Here is a 15948-nt window from a genome sequence, read left to right on the forward strand (position 1 = left end):
CGCGCCTGCCCAGCGCGGGCATGGCCGTCGCTGCGCTGCTGATAACCTTTCATATCGGCTTAGATCCGGTTCTCGACGGGCTGCGCGGTAAAACCTTCGATCTCTACCAGAATCTGGCACCTGAGCCTTCGACCACCGACGACATCGTACTCATCACCATTGATGACGCGGCCCTGGCCCGCGAGGGCCGCTGGCCCTGGCCGCGCACAAGGATCGCCGAACTGATCGCATGCATCGGCGCCGCACACCCGTCCGCCTTCGGCATCGATATCCTGTTTCCCGACGCCGGCGACGCGCTCGGCGACGCGGCGTTGGCATCGGCCATCGAAACGGTCAGACCGGTACTGGCAATGAGCACCAGCGAGGTATCCGGCGCACCCCTTCCCGAGCAGAAGGCCGGCTGGTCGGTCGTCGGCAATGGCAATGCCGGCACAATCCCGCATCTGCCCGGTCTGCTCGCCTCACGCCCGGATTTCGCCAGCCAAGCCGGCGGCCTCGGACTGGTCCGTTCGGTCCCCGATCCGGACGGCGTGACCAGATCGATTCCGATGATCTGGGCCACCGGTACCGAAAGCGAACTGGAATTCTGGCCATCCATGGCGCTGGAACTGGCACGCATCCACATGGGCGAGCCCGACTATACGCTACGGCTGGGGCCGCAAGGCTATGATGCGCTCCGGCTTGGCAACCGCACCATCTCGTTGAGCAGTGGCGGCGCCGTCTGGCTCGCAGATTCCGCCAGCCCCATCGCGCGCGTGGGCGCGCTGGACCTGCTCGCAGGCACTGCCGCGCAAGCGTTGGCCGGCAAGATTGCCATCCTCTCGGTGACGGCGACCGGCTTCGACAGCTTCCACACCACGCCGCTGGTGGCGACGCGGCCGGGCGCGGAGATACACGCGCTGCTGACGGGCCAGATTCTGAGCGGCCGGTTTCCTGTCGAGCCCGCGAATGCCAAGCTCTATGAACGGCTGGCGTTCGCATTGCTGGCCCTGACGATGATCGCGGCGGTATCGCTGATGGCCGAAAGACGGCTGGCGCTGCTCGCAGCCTTTGTCCTGCTTGCCGGCACCCCGTTCGCCGTTGGCCTTGCCGCCTATGCGTGGCGCGGCGAACTTTATGACGGTTTGCAGCCATCGATCGGACTGGCGGCGCTGGCAGCGGCGCTGACTTATCTGCTCTACCGCCTGGCCGAGCGGCGACGGCAGCGCATCTCGGGTCAGTTCGCGCTCTATCTTTCACCCAAGGTGGTCGAGGCGCTGGTCCGGTCGGACACCGACGTTACCCGAACTGCCGAGCGCCGTTTGGTGACCGTGATGTTCATGGATCTGCGCGGCTTCACTGCGTCGAGCGAGACACTGCCGCCTGATCAGGTGGTCGGCACCGTCAACCGTTTCCTGACCATTGCCAGCGAAGAGATATTCCGAACCGACGGCACCATCGACAAATTCATGGGAGATGCGGTGATGGCATTCTGGAATGCGCCGCTCGATCAACCGGATCATGCATCAAGAGCGATGCGGTCGGTGACGGCGATCGTAGATCGGCTGCGCGAGGAGAACATTGCCCGCAAATCGGCAGGCCTCGCGCAGATCCTGGTCGGAGCGGGGCTTGAAAGCGGCCCCTGCTCGGTGGGAAATTTCGGGTCCGACATCCGCTACAATTTCACTGTCATCGGCCAGGCCGCCAATCTGGCGGCGAGGCTGGAAAGCGCCACCAAGGGCACCGGCCATACCGTGCTGGCGGGGCCGGGTTTCGCCCGACAGGTTCCCGAACTGGTGGCGCCCGCGGGGCAGTTCACTCTGGCCGGATTCGCGCAATCCGTGGAAGCCTTCACGCTCAGGCACTGAGAGCCCGCACGCCACAACGCACCGATGTACTGGCAGCGCACTTCCGGCTGTGCCAAGATGGCTGCCTCATCGGCGGGCCATGGGGGACAGCCGTTGAGGAAAGATAGCGAGATTCGGGGAGACGACCGTGGACATGCTGAGCGACATTGCACTGTTTGAAGGAATGCCGCCCGACAAGTTGGCCGGTCTTGCCCGCCAGTGCAGCTGGGCAAATTACTCCGAACACGAACTGGTGGTGGACTTCGCCGATGACAGCACCGATGTAAGGTTCATCATCAGCGGCGGCGTGAGGGTGATCTTCCGGGCGCCGAGCGGCAAGGAGATGATCCTGGGCGAGATCGGGGAAGGCCAGTTCTTCGGCGAACTGGCGGCCATCGACGGCCAGACCCGCTCGGCCAATGTGACCACGCTGAGCCGCAGCCGCATCTGCACCATGCCGGCAGGCGTGTTCCGAGCGCTGCTGGCGGCCCATCCCGACATTGCCCTGAAGGTCATGACGGTGCTGACCGGCCGGATCCGCAGCCTGAACATGCGGCTTGCCGAGCATTCCTTTCTCGACGCCCGTTTCCGGCTCTACAACGAACTCATCCGCCTCTCGCGGCCGCGCAGCGGCAAGCCCGACCAGCGCATCATCAGTCCGCCTCCCAACCAGAGCGAACTTGCCGAGCGCATCGGCTGCCGCCGCGAGGTGGTGTCGCGGGAAATCGCGCGCCTCAAGGGCGACCAGGTCGTCGAGATCACCAAGGGAGGCCTGGTTCTGTCCCGGCCGGAAACCCTGTCGCACCTGCTGTCTGAGGCCTGGGCCGGCGGCTGAAGCGCCCCCGCGCCGCGGTGTGCGAATGCGCACAGCCGACGCTGCGCCGATCTCCTAGGGTCATTTCAACGCCAGACGACTGGCGCAGATCAAAGGAGAGACGATCATGACCAAGCTTCGCACCACCATCCTCTTGAGCCTCGCCGCCTTCACCCTGGCGGGCACCATGCAGCCGTCCCAGGCCGGCAACGGCTGGGGCCCCGGCGACTTCAAGCCCGGCATCCACAAGCCCTTCAAGCCGGGCTTCAAGGCACCCGGTCCGAAAGGGCCCGGCCCGAAGAAGCCCCATCATCACCATGACAACAACTTCGAGGGTGCAGCCCTCGGCCTTCTCGGCGGCATGATCATCGGCAGCGCGATCGCCAATGCGCAGCAGCAGCCGGTCTATGTCGACAGCGGCAACGCCCATGTCGCCTGGTGCATCGACCGCTACCGGTCCTACGACATTCCCAGCGACACCTACATGTCGAACTCGGGGTACCGCAAATACTGCAATTCGCCCTACCGCTGAGGGCCGGCAGTCCTTTCCGAAGAGCCGCCGATATCCCCGGTTCACGCAGATCCGGGGATATCGGCATTTTGATTGACGTTTACGTCAAGGGAAGGATTGCACCAACTGCAATCCCACACTAGGTTTTGACCATGGACCGCCTGGGAGAGTGGGCCTGCCGTGCAGGACGCCGGCACGGCAAACCGGTCAAATGGGAGAGAGCGCATGAACACCACCACCGCCAATGACCGGATATGGCTCAAGTCCTATCCGCCGAACACCCCCGCGGATCTCAGCGAACTCGCGCACCGATCGGTGGGAGCGCTGCTCGAAAGCTCCTTCCGGCGCTTCGCCTCCCGGCCGGCCTTTTCCTGCATGGGCAAGACCATCACCTACTCGGAGATGGAGAAGCTGTCGACATCGCTGGGCGCATGGCTGCAGTCCCTGGGTCTCGAGAAAGGCGACCGGGTGGCGCTGATGATGCCGAACATCCTGCAGATGCCGGTGGCCATGGCCGCAGTGCTGCGCGCAGGCTATGCGGTCGTCAACGTCAATCCGCTCTACACGCCGCGCGAACTCGAGCACCAGCTCAAGGATTCGGGCGCCAAGGCGATCATCATCCTGGAGAACTTCGCCATCACGCTGCAGCAGGTGCTTGCCCGCACCGAGGTCAAGCATGTCTGCGTGGCCAGCATGGGCGATCTGCTCGGCCTCAAGGGCCATCTCGTCAATCTCGTCGTCCGCAAGGTCAAGAAGATGGTGCCGGACTGGTCGCTGCCCGGCCATGTCAGCTTCAAGCATGCGCTGGCCGCCGGATCCGGCAAGCAGATCAGGCCGATGGACGTGGGTCCCGACGAGGTCGCCTTCCTGCAATACACCGGCGGCACGACCGGCGTCTCCAAGGGCGCCACGCTGCTCAACTCCAATGTGCTTGCCAATACGGCGCAGAACGAATTGTGGCTGCAGGCGGCCTATATCCGGAAACCCAGGCCCGAGACGCTGACCTATGTCTGCGCGCTGCCGCTCTATCACATCTTTGCACTGACCGTGAACGCGCTGATGGGCATGGAACAGGGCGGGCACAATGTCCTCATTCCCAATCCCCGCGACATTCCCGCCTTCGTCAAGGAGCTCAAGGGGCTCAAGTTCAACGTGTTTCCGGGCCTCAACACGCTGTTCAACGCGCTGCTCAACAACGACGACTTCCGCAAGCTGGATTTCAGCCACCTGCTGCTGACGCTCGGCGGCGGCATGGCGGTGCAGCGGCCGGTCGCCGAACGCTGGCAGGAACTGACCGGCTGCGTGATCTCGGAGGGCTACGGCCTGTCGGAGACCTCGCCCGTGGCGACGGCCAACCGGTTCGATTCAGAGAGTTTCACCGGCACGATCGGACTGCCGCTGCCCTCCACCTTTATCGACATCCGCGACGAGGAGGGCAACACCCTGCCGCTCGGCGGCGTGGGGGAGATCTGCATCAAGGGCCCCCAGGTGATGGCAGGCTACTGGAACCGGTCGGACGAAACCGAAAAGGTGATGAGTGCGGACGGCTTCTTCCGCTCGGGCGACATGGGATTCATGGACGAGCGCGGCTACACCAAGATCGTCGATCGCAAGAAGGACATGATCCTGGTCTCGGGCTTCAACGTCTATCCCAACGAGATCGAGGAGGTCGCCGTCGCCCATCCGGGCATCGCCGAGGCCGCCGCCATCGCGGTGCCGGACGAGCATTCGGGCGAGGCCGTGAAGCTCTTCGTCGTGCGCAAGGACCCGGCGCTGACGGAGGCGGACGTCAAGGCGCATTGCGCCATCAGCCTGACCAACTACAAGCGGCCGAAATATGTGGTCTTCCGCGACGATCTGCCGAAGACCAATGTCGGCAAGATCCTCCGCAGGGAACTGCGCGACAAGTAGACGGGTGACGCTCGACGCTTGATTTCGATGCCGCGAGGCAGCATAGGTAGGCATCCCCAGAGGAGGCCTGCCCGTGACCCCCGACGCCCGTTCCGTCCTTGCCCGCCTGAAAGATCATCACGCCAATACCGGCGTCAGGAATCTGCGCGCAGCCTTCGCCGCCGATCCGCAGCGCTTCAGCCGCTTCACGCTGAAGCAGGACGATCTGTTGATGGATTTTTCCAAATGCGCGGTGGATGCGGACACGCTGGCGCTGCTTGCGGAGCTGGCCAGGGCGAGCCAGGTGGGCGACCGGCGCGACGCCATGTTCGCCGGCGCGGAGATCAACGGCAGCGAGCACCGCGCCGTCCTGCACACGGCCCTGCGCGCTCCCGCCGACGCCGACATCCGCGTTGACGGCAGGAATGTGGTGCCCGATGTCCATGCGGTACTCACGGCGATGGGCACTTTCTCCGACGCAATTCGTAAGGGAGAACTTACCGGCGCATCCGGCAAGGCTTTCACGGATGTGATCAACATCGGCATCGGCGGGTCCGACCTCGGGCCGGCGATGGCGACGCTGGCGCTGGCGCCCTACCATGACGGCCCGCGGCTGCATTTCGTCTCCAATGTCGACGGCGCCCATATCGCCGACACCATCCGGCGCCTCGATCCGGCGACGACACTGGTAATCGTCGCCTCCAAGACCTTCACCACGATCGAGACCATGACCAATGCCGGGGCAGCGCGCGACTGGATCGTCGACGCCCTCGGCGAGGCGGCGGTGGCGCAGCATTTCGCCGCGGTGTCCACTGCGCTCGAGAAGGTGGCCGCCTTCGGGCTGGCGCCGGAGCGGGTGTTCGGCTTCTGGGACTGGGTCGGCGGGCGCTATTCGATCTGGGGCGCCATCGGCCTGCCGCTGATGCTAGCCATCGGCGCGGACGCGTTTGGCCGGTTCCTTGCAGGAGCCCGCTCCATGGACGAACATTTCGCCCGGGCGCCGCTCGAGCACAACATGCCGGTCATGCTCGGGCTCCTCGGCATCTGGCACCGGCTGGTCTGTGGCTTCCCCATCCGCGCCATCATTCCCTATGACCAGCGCATGGCCCGTTTTCCGGCCTATCTGCAGCAGCTCGACATGGAATCGAACGGCAAGCGCGTCGGCATCGACGGCTCGGTGCTCGAGACAGCCTCAGGCCCGGTGGTCTGGGGCGAGCCCGGCACCAACGGCCAGCACGCCTTCTTCCAGTTGCTGCACCAGGGCACCGACGTGGTGCCGGTGGAGTTCATGATCGCAGCCATGGGGCATGAGCCGAAGCTGCGCGGCCAGCACGAGCTGCTGATTGCCAATTGCCTGGCGCAGTCGGAAGCCCTGATGAAGGGCCGGACGCTTGAAGAGGCGCGCGCGCAGCTCGCCGCGCGCGGCCTGCCGCAGACCGATGTCAACCGTCTGGCGCCGCACCGGGTGTTCCCCGGCAACCGCCCGACAATCACCTTCATCTACGATCTGCTGACGCCTTATGCGCTCGGCCGGCTGATCGCGCTCTACGAGCACCGGGTCTTCGTCGAGGCACAGATCTTCGGCATCAATGCCTTCGACCAATGGGGCGTGGAACTGGGCAAGGAACTGGCGACCGACCTGCTGCCGGTGGTGCAGGGCAGCGACAGCGGCGACGGCCATGACAGCTCGACGCTGGGGCTCGCCGCCCGGCTGCGGTCAATGCGGGACGCCTGATCCGACATAGCACATCGCGTGAATCCAGATTCACGCAATGTGCTTGAGCTCCTGCAATTGTGCACGGGGCGATCCCGAAACCGCCGTACACTTTCAGACGGCAGGCGTTAAATGTAAGTCATAACGAACAGATTGCAGTTCCACCGGCTCACAGACCGATTTCGGCCGCCCAGGGAGGATTGGCGCCCGGGCGCGACACGGTGACCGCCGCGGCCCGCGATCCGAGCGTGAGAGCATTGCGGATCTGCTGCTCGCCCAGATCGGCAATGCCCGCCAGGCTCAGGCAGCCATCGCGCTGAAGCGATGTCAGCACGCCGGCATTGAAGGTGTCACCGGCGCCGACGGTGTCGGCAACCACGACCTTTTCCCCTGTGACTTCAACACGATGGCGAGAAGTGATGCCGATGGCTCCCTTGGCGCCCTGGGTCATCATCACCAGCTTGGGCCCGTGACCCAGCCAGGCGGCGGCGGCCTCGTCGATGCCGCCCATGCCGAACCATTCCAGGTCCTCGTCGGAGAGCTTGAGGATGTCGGACATCGCGATCATGCGGTCGATGCGGGCGCGGTGCGCCGCCGCGTCGTCGATGAAGCCGCGGCGGATGTTCGGATCGAGCCAGATCACCCGCTTGCCGCTTTCACGCCGCATCAGCAGTTCGTAAGTGTTGCCGCACGGATTGGGGATCAGGCAGATGCCGCCGAAATGCAGCGCCTCGACCTCGTCGCCGAATTGCGGCAGATGCGCCTCGGTGATCATCCGCCCGGCGCTGTTCTCGTCGAAGAAGGCATAGGTCGCATGGCCGTCAACGAGCCGCACGAAGGCCAGCGTGGTGTGAAGATCCAGCGTCGCGCAGGGGCTGTGGTCGACGCCGCTGTCGGTGAGCGTCTCACGCAGGATGTCGCCGAACATGTCGGACGACAGGCCGGTGAAGAAACCGGTGGTCACGCCGAGCCGCCCGAGCGCGATGGCGGTGTTGAACACCGAGCCGCCGGCATAGGGCGCAAAGGCCGCCTCGCCCTCGGTGCTCCGGCGCGGCAGCATGTCGATGAGGGCTTCCCCGCAGCAGATGATCATGGCTCTCTCCCCTGCCGAACGATCGGACTTGTGTTCATTGTGCCTCAAGCGCGGCAACGCCGCCGTGGCTGGCTGACCACTCCAGCGGAGCGTCGAGAAAAGCTTCGACCGACGCCAGAGTCGCCGGATCGAAGGCCTGACGCCGGGTGGCGGCCGCCAGCACGTCGCGCCAGGTCGCCAGATAATGCAGCTTGACCCCGCCATCGGCAAAGCGGCTCTCCGCCTCGCCGAAAATGCCGTAGTAGAACAGCGCGATGCCATGGTCGACGGTGGAGCCCGCGGCACGGATGGCGTCGATGAAGGTGAACATCGACCCGCCGGCGGTGGTCAGGTCCTCGATCACCAGCACCCGCGAGCCCTCGCGCAACTCTCCTTCGATCTGGGCGTTGCGGCCGTGGCCCTTGGGCTTCTTGCGGACATAGATCATCGGCAGGCCGAGGCGTTCGGCGAGGAAGGCGGCAAAGGGAATGCCCGCCGTCTCGCCGCCGGCAATGCAGTCGAACTGCTCGAAGCCGGCCTCGGAGAGGATGGTGGCGGCGGCAAAATCCATCACCGCCGAGCGAATGCGCGGATAGGAAATCAGCTTGCGGCAATCGATGTAGACCGGGCTCATCATGCCGGAGGCGAGCTTGTAGGGCTCGGTGGCATTGAAATGCACGGCGCCGATCTCGAGCAACTGGCCGGCAAACAGATCGGCGATCTTCGCCTTGTCGGGAAATGTGTTGGCAAACATCGGCATCACCCCATCTCGCATTGCCGGGACAGGCTCAATCCAATGCCCCCGGACGTCGGCGCTTCGAATATCAGCTTGGCAAGAGCGATGAAAGCCCGGTCAGGCCACTTCCCAGTGGATTGGCGTCATCGGGTCAAACACCGTCACCGGACCATCTCCGGTCTCGATCTTGGCAGGATAGCGCACCGGTCCGTCGCGGCGGACCAGGGTCATGGTTTCGGTGTTGACCGGCAGGCCGTACCAGGCCGGGCCGTTGCGGCTGGCGAAGGCCGCGAGATGGTCGAGCGCGCCCTCCTCGTCGAAGACATGCGCCAGGCAGGACATGGTGTTGGTCGCGGTGAAAATGCCGGCGCAGCCGCAGCCGCATTCCTTGAGCGGATCCACATGCGGGGCCGAATCGGTGCCGAGGAAGAACCGCGCGTCGCCCGATGTGGCAGCCCGCCGCAGCGCCAGGCGGTGGCTTTCGCGCTTGGCGACGGGCAGGCAGTAGTAATGCGGCCTGATGCCACCGGCGAGGATGGCGTTGCGGTTGATCATCAGATGGTGCGTGGTGATGGAGCCGGCGAGATTGGACGCGGCGCCCATCACGTAGTCGACGCCCTGGCTGGTGGTGACGTGCTCGAGCGTGATCTTCAGCTCCGGCAGCCGCCGGCGCAGCGGATCGAGCACGGTTTCGAGAAACACCGCCTCGCGGTCGAAGATATCGACCGAGGGGCTGGTGACCTCGCCGTGGATGCACAGCGGCAGGCCGATCCGGGCCATGGTTTCCAGCACCGGCATCACCTTGTCGAGATCGCGCACGCCGCTGGCCGAATTGGTGGTGGCGCCGGCGGGATAGAGCTTGACCGCGGTGATCAGCCCGGATCGGCGGCCGGCCTCGACATCGGCCGGATCGGTGCCCTCGGTGAGATACAGGGTCATCAGCGGCGTGAAATCCATGCCCGTGGGCAGGGCAGAGACGATCCGCCCGCGATAGGCCGCAGCGTCCGCCGTGGTCACTACCGGGGGCATCAGATTGGGCATGATGATGGCGCGGGCGAAATGGCGCGCGGTCTCCGGCAGGATGCCCTCGAGCATGGCGCCGTCGCGCAGATGCAGGTGCCAGTCGTCGGGCCGCGGGATGGTGATTTCGCGCATGTCTCTCTCCGGGGGCGGCTAAACGGGTTGACCTTTTGACGCCGCGCAGCTTGTGTGTCGCCGAAGCGTTTAGCAGGCCAGTCGGCTCGACGCAAAGCAGGAGGATATCAATTGGATCTTGGTTTGAACGGAAAACGGGCGCTCGTGCTCGCCTCGTCGCGCGGGCTCGGGCTCGGCGTGGCTGAAGCCATCGCCGCCGAAGGCGCGATGGTGATGATCACCGGCCGCGACGAAGGTCGGCTGCAGGCGGCGGTCGATGCCATCAACGCCAGGGGCGCCGGAAGAGCGCATTTCGTGGTGTCAGACCTCGGCGACCAGGCCACCCCTGCCCTGCTGGAGGACGCGGTCGGCAAGGCGCTTGGCGGGCTCGACATCCTGGTCAACAACACCGGCGGCCCGCCGCCCGGGCCGATGGCCGGCGCCGACATTGCCGTGGTGCAGCGGCAGTTCGAGATGATGGTGCTGCGGGTGATGGACGTGACCGCCCGGTTGCTGCCGGCCATGCGAGAGCAGCGCTGGGGCCGGGTGCTGACCATCGCCTCCTCGGGCGTGATCCAGCCGATCCCCAATCTCGGCCTGTCCAACGCCATCCGCGCGGCCCTGGTGGGCTGGTCGAAGTCGATGGCCAACGAAGTGGCCGGCGATGGCGTGACGTTCAACATGCTGCTGCCGGGGCGCATCGAGACCGACCGGCTCAAGGAACTTGACGCCGCCAACGCCAAGCGCTCGGGGCGCAGCCTCGAGGAGGTGGCGGACATGGCCAGGTCGCAGATTCCGGTGGGCCGCTATGGCATGGTCGAGGAATTCGCCTCGGTGGCGGCCTTTCTCGTGAGCGACCGGGCAAGCTACCTCAACGGCGGCATGATCCGCTGCGACGGCGGCGCGATCAAATCGGTCTGAGCGGCTCCCGCCGCAGTCGGGCATGTCCCGAGGACCGCCTTCCCGGCATCCGGGAAGGCGGTTCGTCCGGCGGTCAGTTGGCCCGCTTCAGGCTTTCGGTGATGTAGGTCTTGCGCAGGCCCATGGTGACTGGTCCGGGCTTGCCGCCGGACAGCTCGACGCCGTCGATGGAGATGACGGGCCCGACAAAGACCGACGCCGAGGTCACGAAGGCCTCCGCGGCATCCTTGGCTTCCTCGATGCTGAATGTGCGCTCGGCAATCCGGGTGCCGGTGGCCGCCGCATAGCTCATCAGCGCCGAGCGGGTGATGCCGGGCAGGATGGCGTTCGACAACGGCCGGGTGACGATGATGCCGTTGCCGGTGACGATGAAGGCATTGCTGGAGGAACCCTCGGTGACCATGCCGTCGCGGACCAGCCAGGCGTCGTCGGCGCCGCGCGACCTCGCCTCCATCTTCGCCATCGACGGATACAGCAGCTGTACCGTCTTGATGTCGCACCGGCCCCAGCGGATGTCTTCGACCGAGACAATGCTCATGCCGTTCTTCGACGTGCTGGTTTCCAGGAGCGGCCGGCTCTGGGTGAACAGCACCAGGGTGGGCTCCATGCTGTCGGTGTCATAGGCGAAATCGCGGTCGGCGACACCGCGGGTCATCTGCATGTAGACGACGCCCTCGCTGATGCCGTTGCGGCTGATCAGCTCACGGTGGATGGCCAGCAGTTCCTCGTTGCTGGCGTCGACCCGCAGGCCCAGTTCGTCAGCGGAGCGGTGAAGCCGGTTGAGATGGGCGGGGAAGTCGATCAGCTTGCCGCCGATGACCGCCGCCACTTCGTAGATTCCGTCGGCGAACAGGAAGCCGCGGTCGAACACGGAGACGCGAGCTTCATTCTCGGGCACATAGGCCCCGTTGACATAGACCGTACGCATGACGGACTCCTTTTGACTGAAGCAGCGCACCGCCGGCGACATCACCAGGAACGGACAATCTGCTCCACAGTGAATGTGTGGGAGCGGTACGACACCATGTTCAACGGGTTCGCGCGCCAGACTGATGTCTTGCCAGATATTGACGCACCGCGCCAAGCGGTTTCTCCGCAAACGGCTGCGTTATGGGCGCGCAGGGCATCAAAGACGTAAAAAATCGCTCGCCACGGTGAACCCTGCCGCCCGCCGCGGCGGCAGGGACCTCGGCTCGCGCGGGCGGCTCAGCCGCGCGGCCCTCCGGCGGGGCGGCCGGATCGGGAGCGGAATCGCGTCAGTTCGACCCGCAACCGCTCCGGCGCGCCGTCCGCCGGACTGTCGACGATCACCTGGTCGACGCCTGCGGGTGGAGCGTCAGGCACGGGATCGCCGTCACGAATCTCCCACCCCAGTCGCTGATATAGGAAAGCTGGCTCTTGATTTCGGTTTCGAGATTCCATGGCAGGATCACCACCCAGTCTGGTTTCTGGTCTGCAAGCGCCGCCTCGGCATGGATCGGTATGTGCGAGCCCGGCAGGAAGCGTCCCTGCTTGGCCGGATTGCGATCGACGACGAAGGCAATGCTTTCGGTTGAGACATCGGCGAAATTGAGCAGCGTGTTGCCCTTGGCGGCGGCGCCGTAGGCGGCGACTGTCTGCCGCCGGGCGCGGGCACGGGCAAGAAAGGCACGAAATTCGTCGCGCAGCCTTTCCGCCTGGCCCTGAAAGCCGGTGTAAAAGGCGGGCGTGTCCATGCCCGCCAGGCGCTCGGCGCTGAGCTGCGCGGCCACCGCCGGCGTCTCGGGATGCGACCCGCAGTCGGCGCGGCAGGCAAGGACGCGCAGGCTGCCGCCATGATGCGGCGTCGTCTCGACGTCGAAGACCACGAGACCGTTGGCGCGAAAGACGCGCTCGACCGCGATCAGCGAGAGATAGGAATAATGCTCGTGATAGGCCGTGTCGAACTGGTTGCCGCGCACCATCTCCAGGAGATGGGGAAACTCGAAGGTGGCGACCCCGTCGGGCTTGAGCAGCGCGGCGAAGCCCGCAACGAAATCGTTGATGTCGGGCACATGGGCGAGCACGTTGTTGGCGGCGATCAGGTCGGCGCCGCGGCCCGCCTCCGCCAGCCGGCGGCCGAGGGACAGGCCGAAGAAGTCCTCGACGATGTCGATGCCGAGCGCACGCGCGGCGGCCGCTGTGCCGGCCGTGGGCTCGACGCCGTAGCACGGAATTCCCGCGGACCTCACATATTGCAGCAGGTAGCCGTCATTGGCGGCAATCTCGACCACGCGGCTTTGGGGGCCCAGGGCGAAGCGCGCCGTCATCGCCTCGACATAGGCCCTGGCGTGGGCGAGCCAGGTGCTCGAGAACGAGCTGAAATAGGCATAGTCGCCGGAGAAGAACTCCTCCCGGTCGGCGAAATCCTCGGTCTGGGTCAGCCAGCATCCGGTGCAGGTGCGGATGACCAGTGGATAGCGCTTTTCCGGACGATCGAGGTCCCCGCTGGCCAGATAGGCGTTGGAGGGCGGCGCCTCGCCGAGATCGAGGAAGGGAACGAACTCCGCGCCCGCGCAGTGCCGACAGGTCCTCATGTCGCCTCCGCCAGCAGCGCGGCAACCGACGGCAGGCCGGCATCGCGCTCGGAGACCAGCGCAACCGGCAGCGGCCAGGCGATGGCAAGCGCCGGATCGTCGTGGCGCAGGCCGGCTTCCGAGCCGGGGCTGTGGCCGGCGGAGTGAAGGTAGATCAGCTCGCACCCGTCGCAGAGCGCCTGGAAGCCGTGGGCGAAGCCTTCGGGCACCAGCATGGCCAGCCCGTTCTCGGCCGAGAGCTCGGCTGCCACCGCCGTAAAGCGCGTCGGGCTGCCCGGCCGCAGATCGACGGCGACGTCGAAGACGGCGCCGCGGATGCAGCTCACCAGCTTCATCTCCGCATGCGGCGGCCGCTGGAGGTGCAGACCGCGCACGGTGCCGGCGCGGCCGGTGACGGAGTGGTTGACCTGGGCGACGGGACCGGTCCAGCCGGCCTCGGCAAGCTCCTCGGCGCAGAACAGCCGCGAGAAATGGCCGCGGTCGTCGGCGAGCCGCTTGCGGCCGATGAGCTGCGGGCCCGACCTTCCCTCGGCCGGAAGCAGCGGCATGATCGTCAGCCGCGTGCTCACCGGCGGCCGCCGGCTGCTGCACGGCGCTCGCCCGAGGCGGCGCGGAGGGCGGAATCAAGATAGGTCGCATGGTCCTCGGCGCAGAGGCTTCGGCTGTCGACGCCAGCCAGCGACTGGCGGTACCAGCGCGCGGTCATGGCGACCGTCTGGTCGAGCGCCCAGAGCGAGGTGATCCCGAGGTCGCGACGCGCAAGCCCGGGATCCAGCGCCAGCGCGTGGGCTTCATGCGGTCCCTCGGGCTGCGGCGCGAGATCCATCCGGGCATCGTCGAAATGGCTGGCGGCCAGCGCCAGCACGTGGCGAACGCTTGCGCTCTCGCAATCCGGGCCGAAATTGTAGGCGCCGGCAAGCGGACCGCCGGCATGAAGCCGTTCGGCAAGCACCAGATAGCCCCGCAGCGGCTCGAGCACATGCTGCCAGGGACGGGTGGCGCCGGGACGGCGCACCTCCAGCGAAGCCTTGCGTGACCAGGCGCGCACCGCATCGGGGAGCAGCCTGTTCTCGGCCCAGTCGCCGCCGCCGATGACGTTTCCCGCCCGCGCGGTGGCGATGCCGCAGCCGGCCGCCTCGAAATGCGAGACGCGATAGCCGGCGACCACCAGTTCGCAGGCGGCCTTGCTTTCGGAATAGGGATCGGATCCGCCCAGCGGGTCGGACTCGACGAAGGCGCGGCCGCCATCCCCGTTCCTGTAGACCTTGTCGGTGGTGGTGACGACGATGGCGCGCGCGGTGCCGACCCGGCTCACGGCCTCGAGCACATTGCGGGTGCCGGCGACATTGACGGCGAAGGTGCCCACCGGGTCGGCATAGCCGCGCAGCACCAGCGATTGCGCCGCCAGATGGAAGACGATTTCCGGCCGCGCCGTCTCGACGAGGCTCAGCACGGCATGGGCGTCGCGGATGTCGGCGACCTCGCCGGCCAGGCGGCCCATCGAATGCAGGCCGTCAAACAGCGACACCGGCCCTTCCGGCGGCAGCGCCAGGCCGGACACCTGCGCCCCCATCGCCTCGAGCCAGTAGAGCAGCCAGCTGCCCTTGAAGCCGGTGTGACCGGTGAGCAGAACGCGCTTGCCTTTCCAGAAGGCGGGATCGGGCAGACCTACCAGCATTTCCAGGGCGCCTTTCCGGATGACCAGAGCGATTCGAGCTGGTTCTTGTCGCGCAGCGTGTCCATCGGCAACCAGAAGCCGCGGTGGAAGAAAGCGCGCAACTGTGCTTCGGTCGCCAGTTGCGCGAGCGGTTCGCCCTCGAAACTGGTCTGGTCGCCTTCGATGCGGGAGAGCACGTCATGGGACAGGACGAAGAAGCCGCCATTGATGAAGCCGCCCTCGCCGTCCGGCTTTTCCATGAAGCCGTCGACCCTGTCGCCTTCGAGCTTGAGCGCGCCGAAGCGGGCCGGCGGACGCACGGCGGTGACCGTGGCCAGGGACGAATGGCCACGGTGAAAGGCGATGGTGGCGGAAATATCGACGTCGGAGAGACCGTCGCCATAGGTGAAGCAGAAATCCTCCTCGCCCTCGAGATAGGGCGCGACGCGTTTCAGCCGGCCTCCGGTCATGGTGGTCTCGCCGGTGTCGACCAGCGTGACCCGCCAGTCCTCGGCGCTCTGCTTGTGGAAGCGCACCTGGTTGGTCGACATGTCGAAGGTCATGTCGGACATGTGCAGGGCGTAATTGGCGAAATACTCCTTGATCACATAGCCGCGGAAGCCGCAGCAGATGATGAAGTCGCGGATTCCATGGCCATGATAGAGCTTCATGATGTGCCAGAGGATCGGCCGGCCGCCGATCTCGACCATGGGCTTGGGCTTGGTGTGGGTCTCCTCCGCCAGCCGCGACCCCAGGCCGCCGGCGAGAATGACCGCCTTCACGGCCGCACCGCCGGCATGTCGGAGAGCGGGCCTGCAACGCGCACCGGGGGGACGGCACCGGCCCACGGGGTGCGGATAACCTGCTGCCGCTGGTGCGAGCGCGGATGCATTGCGTGAGGGATTCCCCGATGTGACACTTCCGGCACCATAGGATGTCAAACTTTCCCCAGGCTGGCGGCTTTTCAGGCCGGGCTCCGGCATGAATGGCGGTGCGGGAACCAAACAGCGCGCCGGGTGTTGTGCACTCGCCGACGTGCCGTGAACCGGGGATGAACAATCACTTCGGATTGGGTTCAGCCGGGACCGTCCAGTATCAGATCAATCGAACGGAATTGT

General features: G+C 66.0%; 14 protein-coding genes. 6 read left to right on the forward strand and 8 right to left on the reverse strand.

Annotated elements, in window-relative coordinates; translation table 11 throughout:
• The first annotated feature begins 20 nt into the window (after positions 1 to 20).
• The 5 genes from DFR52_RS11985 to pgi all read left to right on the forward strand — a co-directional run bounded on the left by DFR52_RS11985 (position 21) and on the right by pgi (position 6776).
• Positions 21 to 1847 carry a CHASE2 domain-containing protein gene (locus tag DFR52_RS11985; protein WP_110032220.1) on the forward strand — a complete coding sequence of 609 codons (1827 nt, stop codon included), beginning with the start codon at positions 21 to 23 and terminating at the stop codon, positions 1845 to 1847.
• Positions 1848 to 1980: 133 nt separating this feature from the next.
• On the forward strand, positions 1981 to 2661 hold the full coding sequence (locus tag DFR52_RS11990; RefSeq protein ID WP_110032221.1) for a Crp/Fnr family transcriptional regulator: 681 nt from the start codon (positions 1981 to 1983) through the stop codon (positions 2659 to 2661).
• A gap of 106 nt (positions 2662 to 2767) precedes the next feature.
• Positions 2768 to 3172 (forward strand): BA14K family protein, encoded by a 405-nt coding sequence (locus DFR52_RS11995; RefSeq protein ID WP_110032222.1) that lies wholly within the window; start codon positions 2768 to 2770, stop codon positions 3170 to 3172.
• Positions 3173 to 3376: 204 nt separating this feature from the next.
• Positions 3377 to 5062 (forward strand): long-chain fatty acid--CoA ligase, encoded by a 1686-nt coding sequence (locus tag DFR52_RS12000; protein ID WP_110032223.1) that lies wholly within the window; start codon positions 3377 to 3379, stop codon positions 5060 to 5062.
• 73 nt (positions 5063 to 5135) lie between these two features.
• Positions 5136 to 6776: a glucose-6-phosphate isomerase gene (pgi, locus tag DFR52_RS12005; protein ID WP_110032224.1), complete on the forward strand. Its 1641-nt coding sequence runs from the start codon at positions 5136 to 5138 to the stop codon at positions 6774 to 6776.
• A gap of 148 nt (positions 6777 to 6924) precedes the next feature.
• Here pgi and DFR52_RS12010 read toward each other — a convergent pair whose 3' ends face one another.
• The 3 genes from DFR52_RS12010 to pyrC all read right to left on the reverse strand — a co-directional run bounded on the left by DFR52_RS12010 (position 6925) and on the right by pyrC (position 9718).
• Positions 6925 to 7848, reverse strand: a complete 924-nt coding sequence (locus DFR52_RS12010) for a carbohydrate kinase family protein (RefSeq protein WP_110032225.1) — start codon at positions 7846 to 7848, stop codon at positions 6925 to 6927.
• Between the two features lie 34 nt (positions 7849 to 7882).
• Positions 7883 to 8581: an orotate phosphoribosyltransferase gene (locus DFR52_RS12015; protein WP_110032832.1), complete on the reverse strand. Its 699-nt coding sequence runs from the start codon at positions 8579 to 8581 to the stop codon at positions 7883 to 7885.
• 99 nt (positions 8582 to 8680) lie between these two features.
• Positions 8681 to 9718: a dihydroorotase gene (gene pyrC, locus DFR52_RS12020; protein ID WP_110032226.1), complete on the reverse strand. Its 1038-nt coding sequence runs from the start codon at positions 9716 to 9718 to the stop codon at positions 8681 to 8683.
• 111 nt (positions 9719 to 9829) lie between these two features.
• Here pyrC and DFR52_RS12025 point away from each other — a divergent pair, with 111 nt between their 5' ends.
• A complete protein-coding gene (locus DFR52_RS12025; protein WP_110032227.1) occupies positions 9830 to 10618 on the forward strand; it encodes an SDR family oxidoreductase in 789 nt (262 codons plus the stop codon).
• A 73-nt stretch (positions 10619 to 10691) separates the two neighbouring features.
• Here DFR52_RS12025 and DFR52_RS12030 read toward each other — a convergent pair whose 3' ends face one another.
• The 5 genes from DFR52_RS12030 to rfbF form a co-directional block, all read right to left on the reverse strand.
• Positions 10692 to 11546, reverse strand: coding sequence for a D-amino-acid transaminase (locus tag DFR52_RS12030; protein ID WP_110032833.1), 855 nt, complete (start codon positions 11544 to 11546; stop codon positions 10692 to 10694).
• 379 nt (positions 11547 to 11925) lie between these two features.
• A complete protein-coding gene (locus DFR52_RS12035; protein ID WP_110032228.1) occupies positions 11926 to 13173 on the reverse strand; it encodes a class I SAM-dependent methyltransferase in 1248 nt (415 codons plus the stop codon).
• The gene (locus DFR52_RS12040) at positions 13170 to 13721 is read right to left on the reverse strand and encodes a dTDP-4-dehydrorhamnose 3,5-epimerase family protein (RefSeq protein ID WP_110032834.1); all 552 of its coding nucleotides are present in this window, start codon (positions 13719 to 13721) and stop codon (positions 13170 to 13172) included. The genes DFR52_RS12035 and DFR52_RS12040 overlap by 4 nt, the downstream gene beginning before the upstream one ends.
• Positions 13722 to 13738: 17 nt before the next feature.
• Positions 13739 to 14851: a CDP-glucose 4,6-dehydratase gene (rfbG, locus tag DFR52_RS12045; RefSeq protein WP_110032229.1), complete on the reverse strand. Its 1113-nt coding sequence runs from the start codon at positions 14849 to 14851 to the stop codon at positions 13739 to 13741.
• Entirely contained in the window at positions 14842 to 15612 is a 771-nt protein-coding gene (rfbF, locus tag DFR52_RS12050; RefSeq protein WP_110032230.1) for a glucose-1-phosphate cytidylyltransferase, read from the reverse strand. Before rfbF ends, rfbG begins: the two co-directional genes overlap by 10 nt.
• Positions 15613 to 15948: the final 336 nt, after the last annotated feature.

It is taken from the genome of Hoeflea marina (assembly GCF_003182275.1).
Classification (GTDB): Bacteria; Pseudomonadota; Alphaproteobacteria; order Rhizobiales; family Rhizobiaceae; genus Hoeflea; species Hoeflea marina.

What these genes read in the sequence shown, in the direction of transcription:
- DFR52_RS11985 (WP_110032220.1), top strand. Translation starts at nt 21, where the DNA reads ATGGCCGTCGCTGCGCTGCTGATAACCTTTCATATCGGCTTAGATCCG.
- DFR52_RS11990 (WP_110032221.1), top strand. Translation starts at nt 1,981, where the DNA reads ATGCTGAGCGACATTGCACTGTTTGAAGGAATGCCGCCCGACAAGTTG.
- DFR52_RS11995 (WP_110032222.1), top strand. Translation starts at nt 2,768, where the DNA reads ATGACCAAGCTTCGCACCACCATCCTCTTGAGCCTCGCCGCCTTCACC.
- DFR52_RS12000 (WP_110032223.1), top strand. Translation starts at nt 3,377, where the DNA reads ATGAACACCACCACCGCCAATGACCGGATATGGCTCAAGTCCTATCCG.
- DFR52_RS12010 (WP_110032225.1), bottom strand. Translation starts at nt 7,848, where the DNA reads ATGATCATCTGCTGCGGGGAAGCCCTCATCGACATGCTGCCGCGCCGG.
- DFR52_RS12015 (WP_110032832.1), bottom strand. Translation starts at nt 8,581, where the DNA reads ATGTTTGCCAACACATTTCCCGACAAGGCGAAGATCGCCGATCTGTTT.
- pyrC (WP_110032226.1), bottom strand. Translation starts at nt 9,718, where the DNA reads ATGCGCGAAATCACCATCCCGCGGCCCGACGACTGGCACCTGCATCTG.
- DFR52_RS12030 (WP_110032833.1), bottom strand. Translation starts at nt 11,546, where the DNA reads ATGCGTACGGTCTATGTCAACGGGGCCTATGTGCCCGAGAATGAAGCT.
- DFR52_RS12035 (WP_110032228.1), bottom strand. Translation starts at nt 13,173, where the DNA reads ATGAGGACCTGTCGGCACTGCGCGGGCGCGGAGTTCGTTCCCTTCCTC.
- DFR52_RS12040 (WP_110032834.1), bottom strand. Translation starts at nt 13,721, where the DNA reads ATGCCGCTGCTTCCGGCCGAGGGAAGGTCGGGCCCGCAGCTCATCGGC.
- rfbG (WP_110032229.1), bottom strand. Translation starts at nt 14,851, where the DNA reads ATGCTGGTAGGTCTGCCCGATCCCGCCTTCTGGAAAGGCAAGCGCGTT.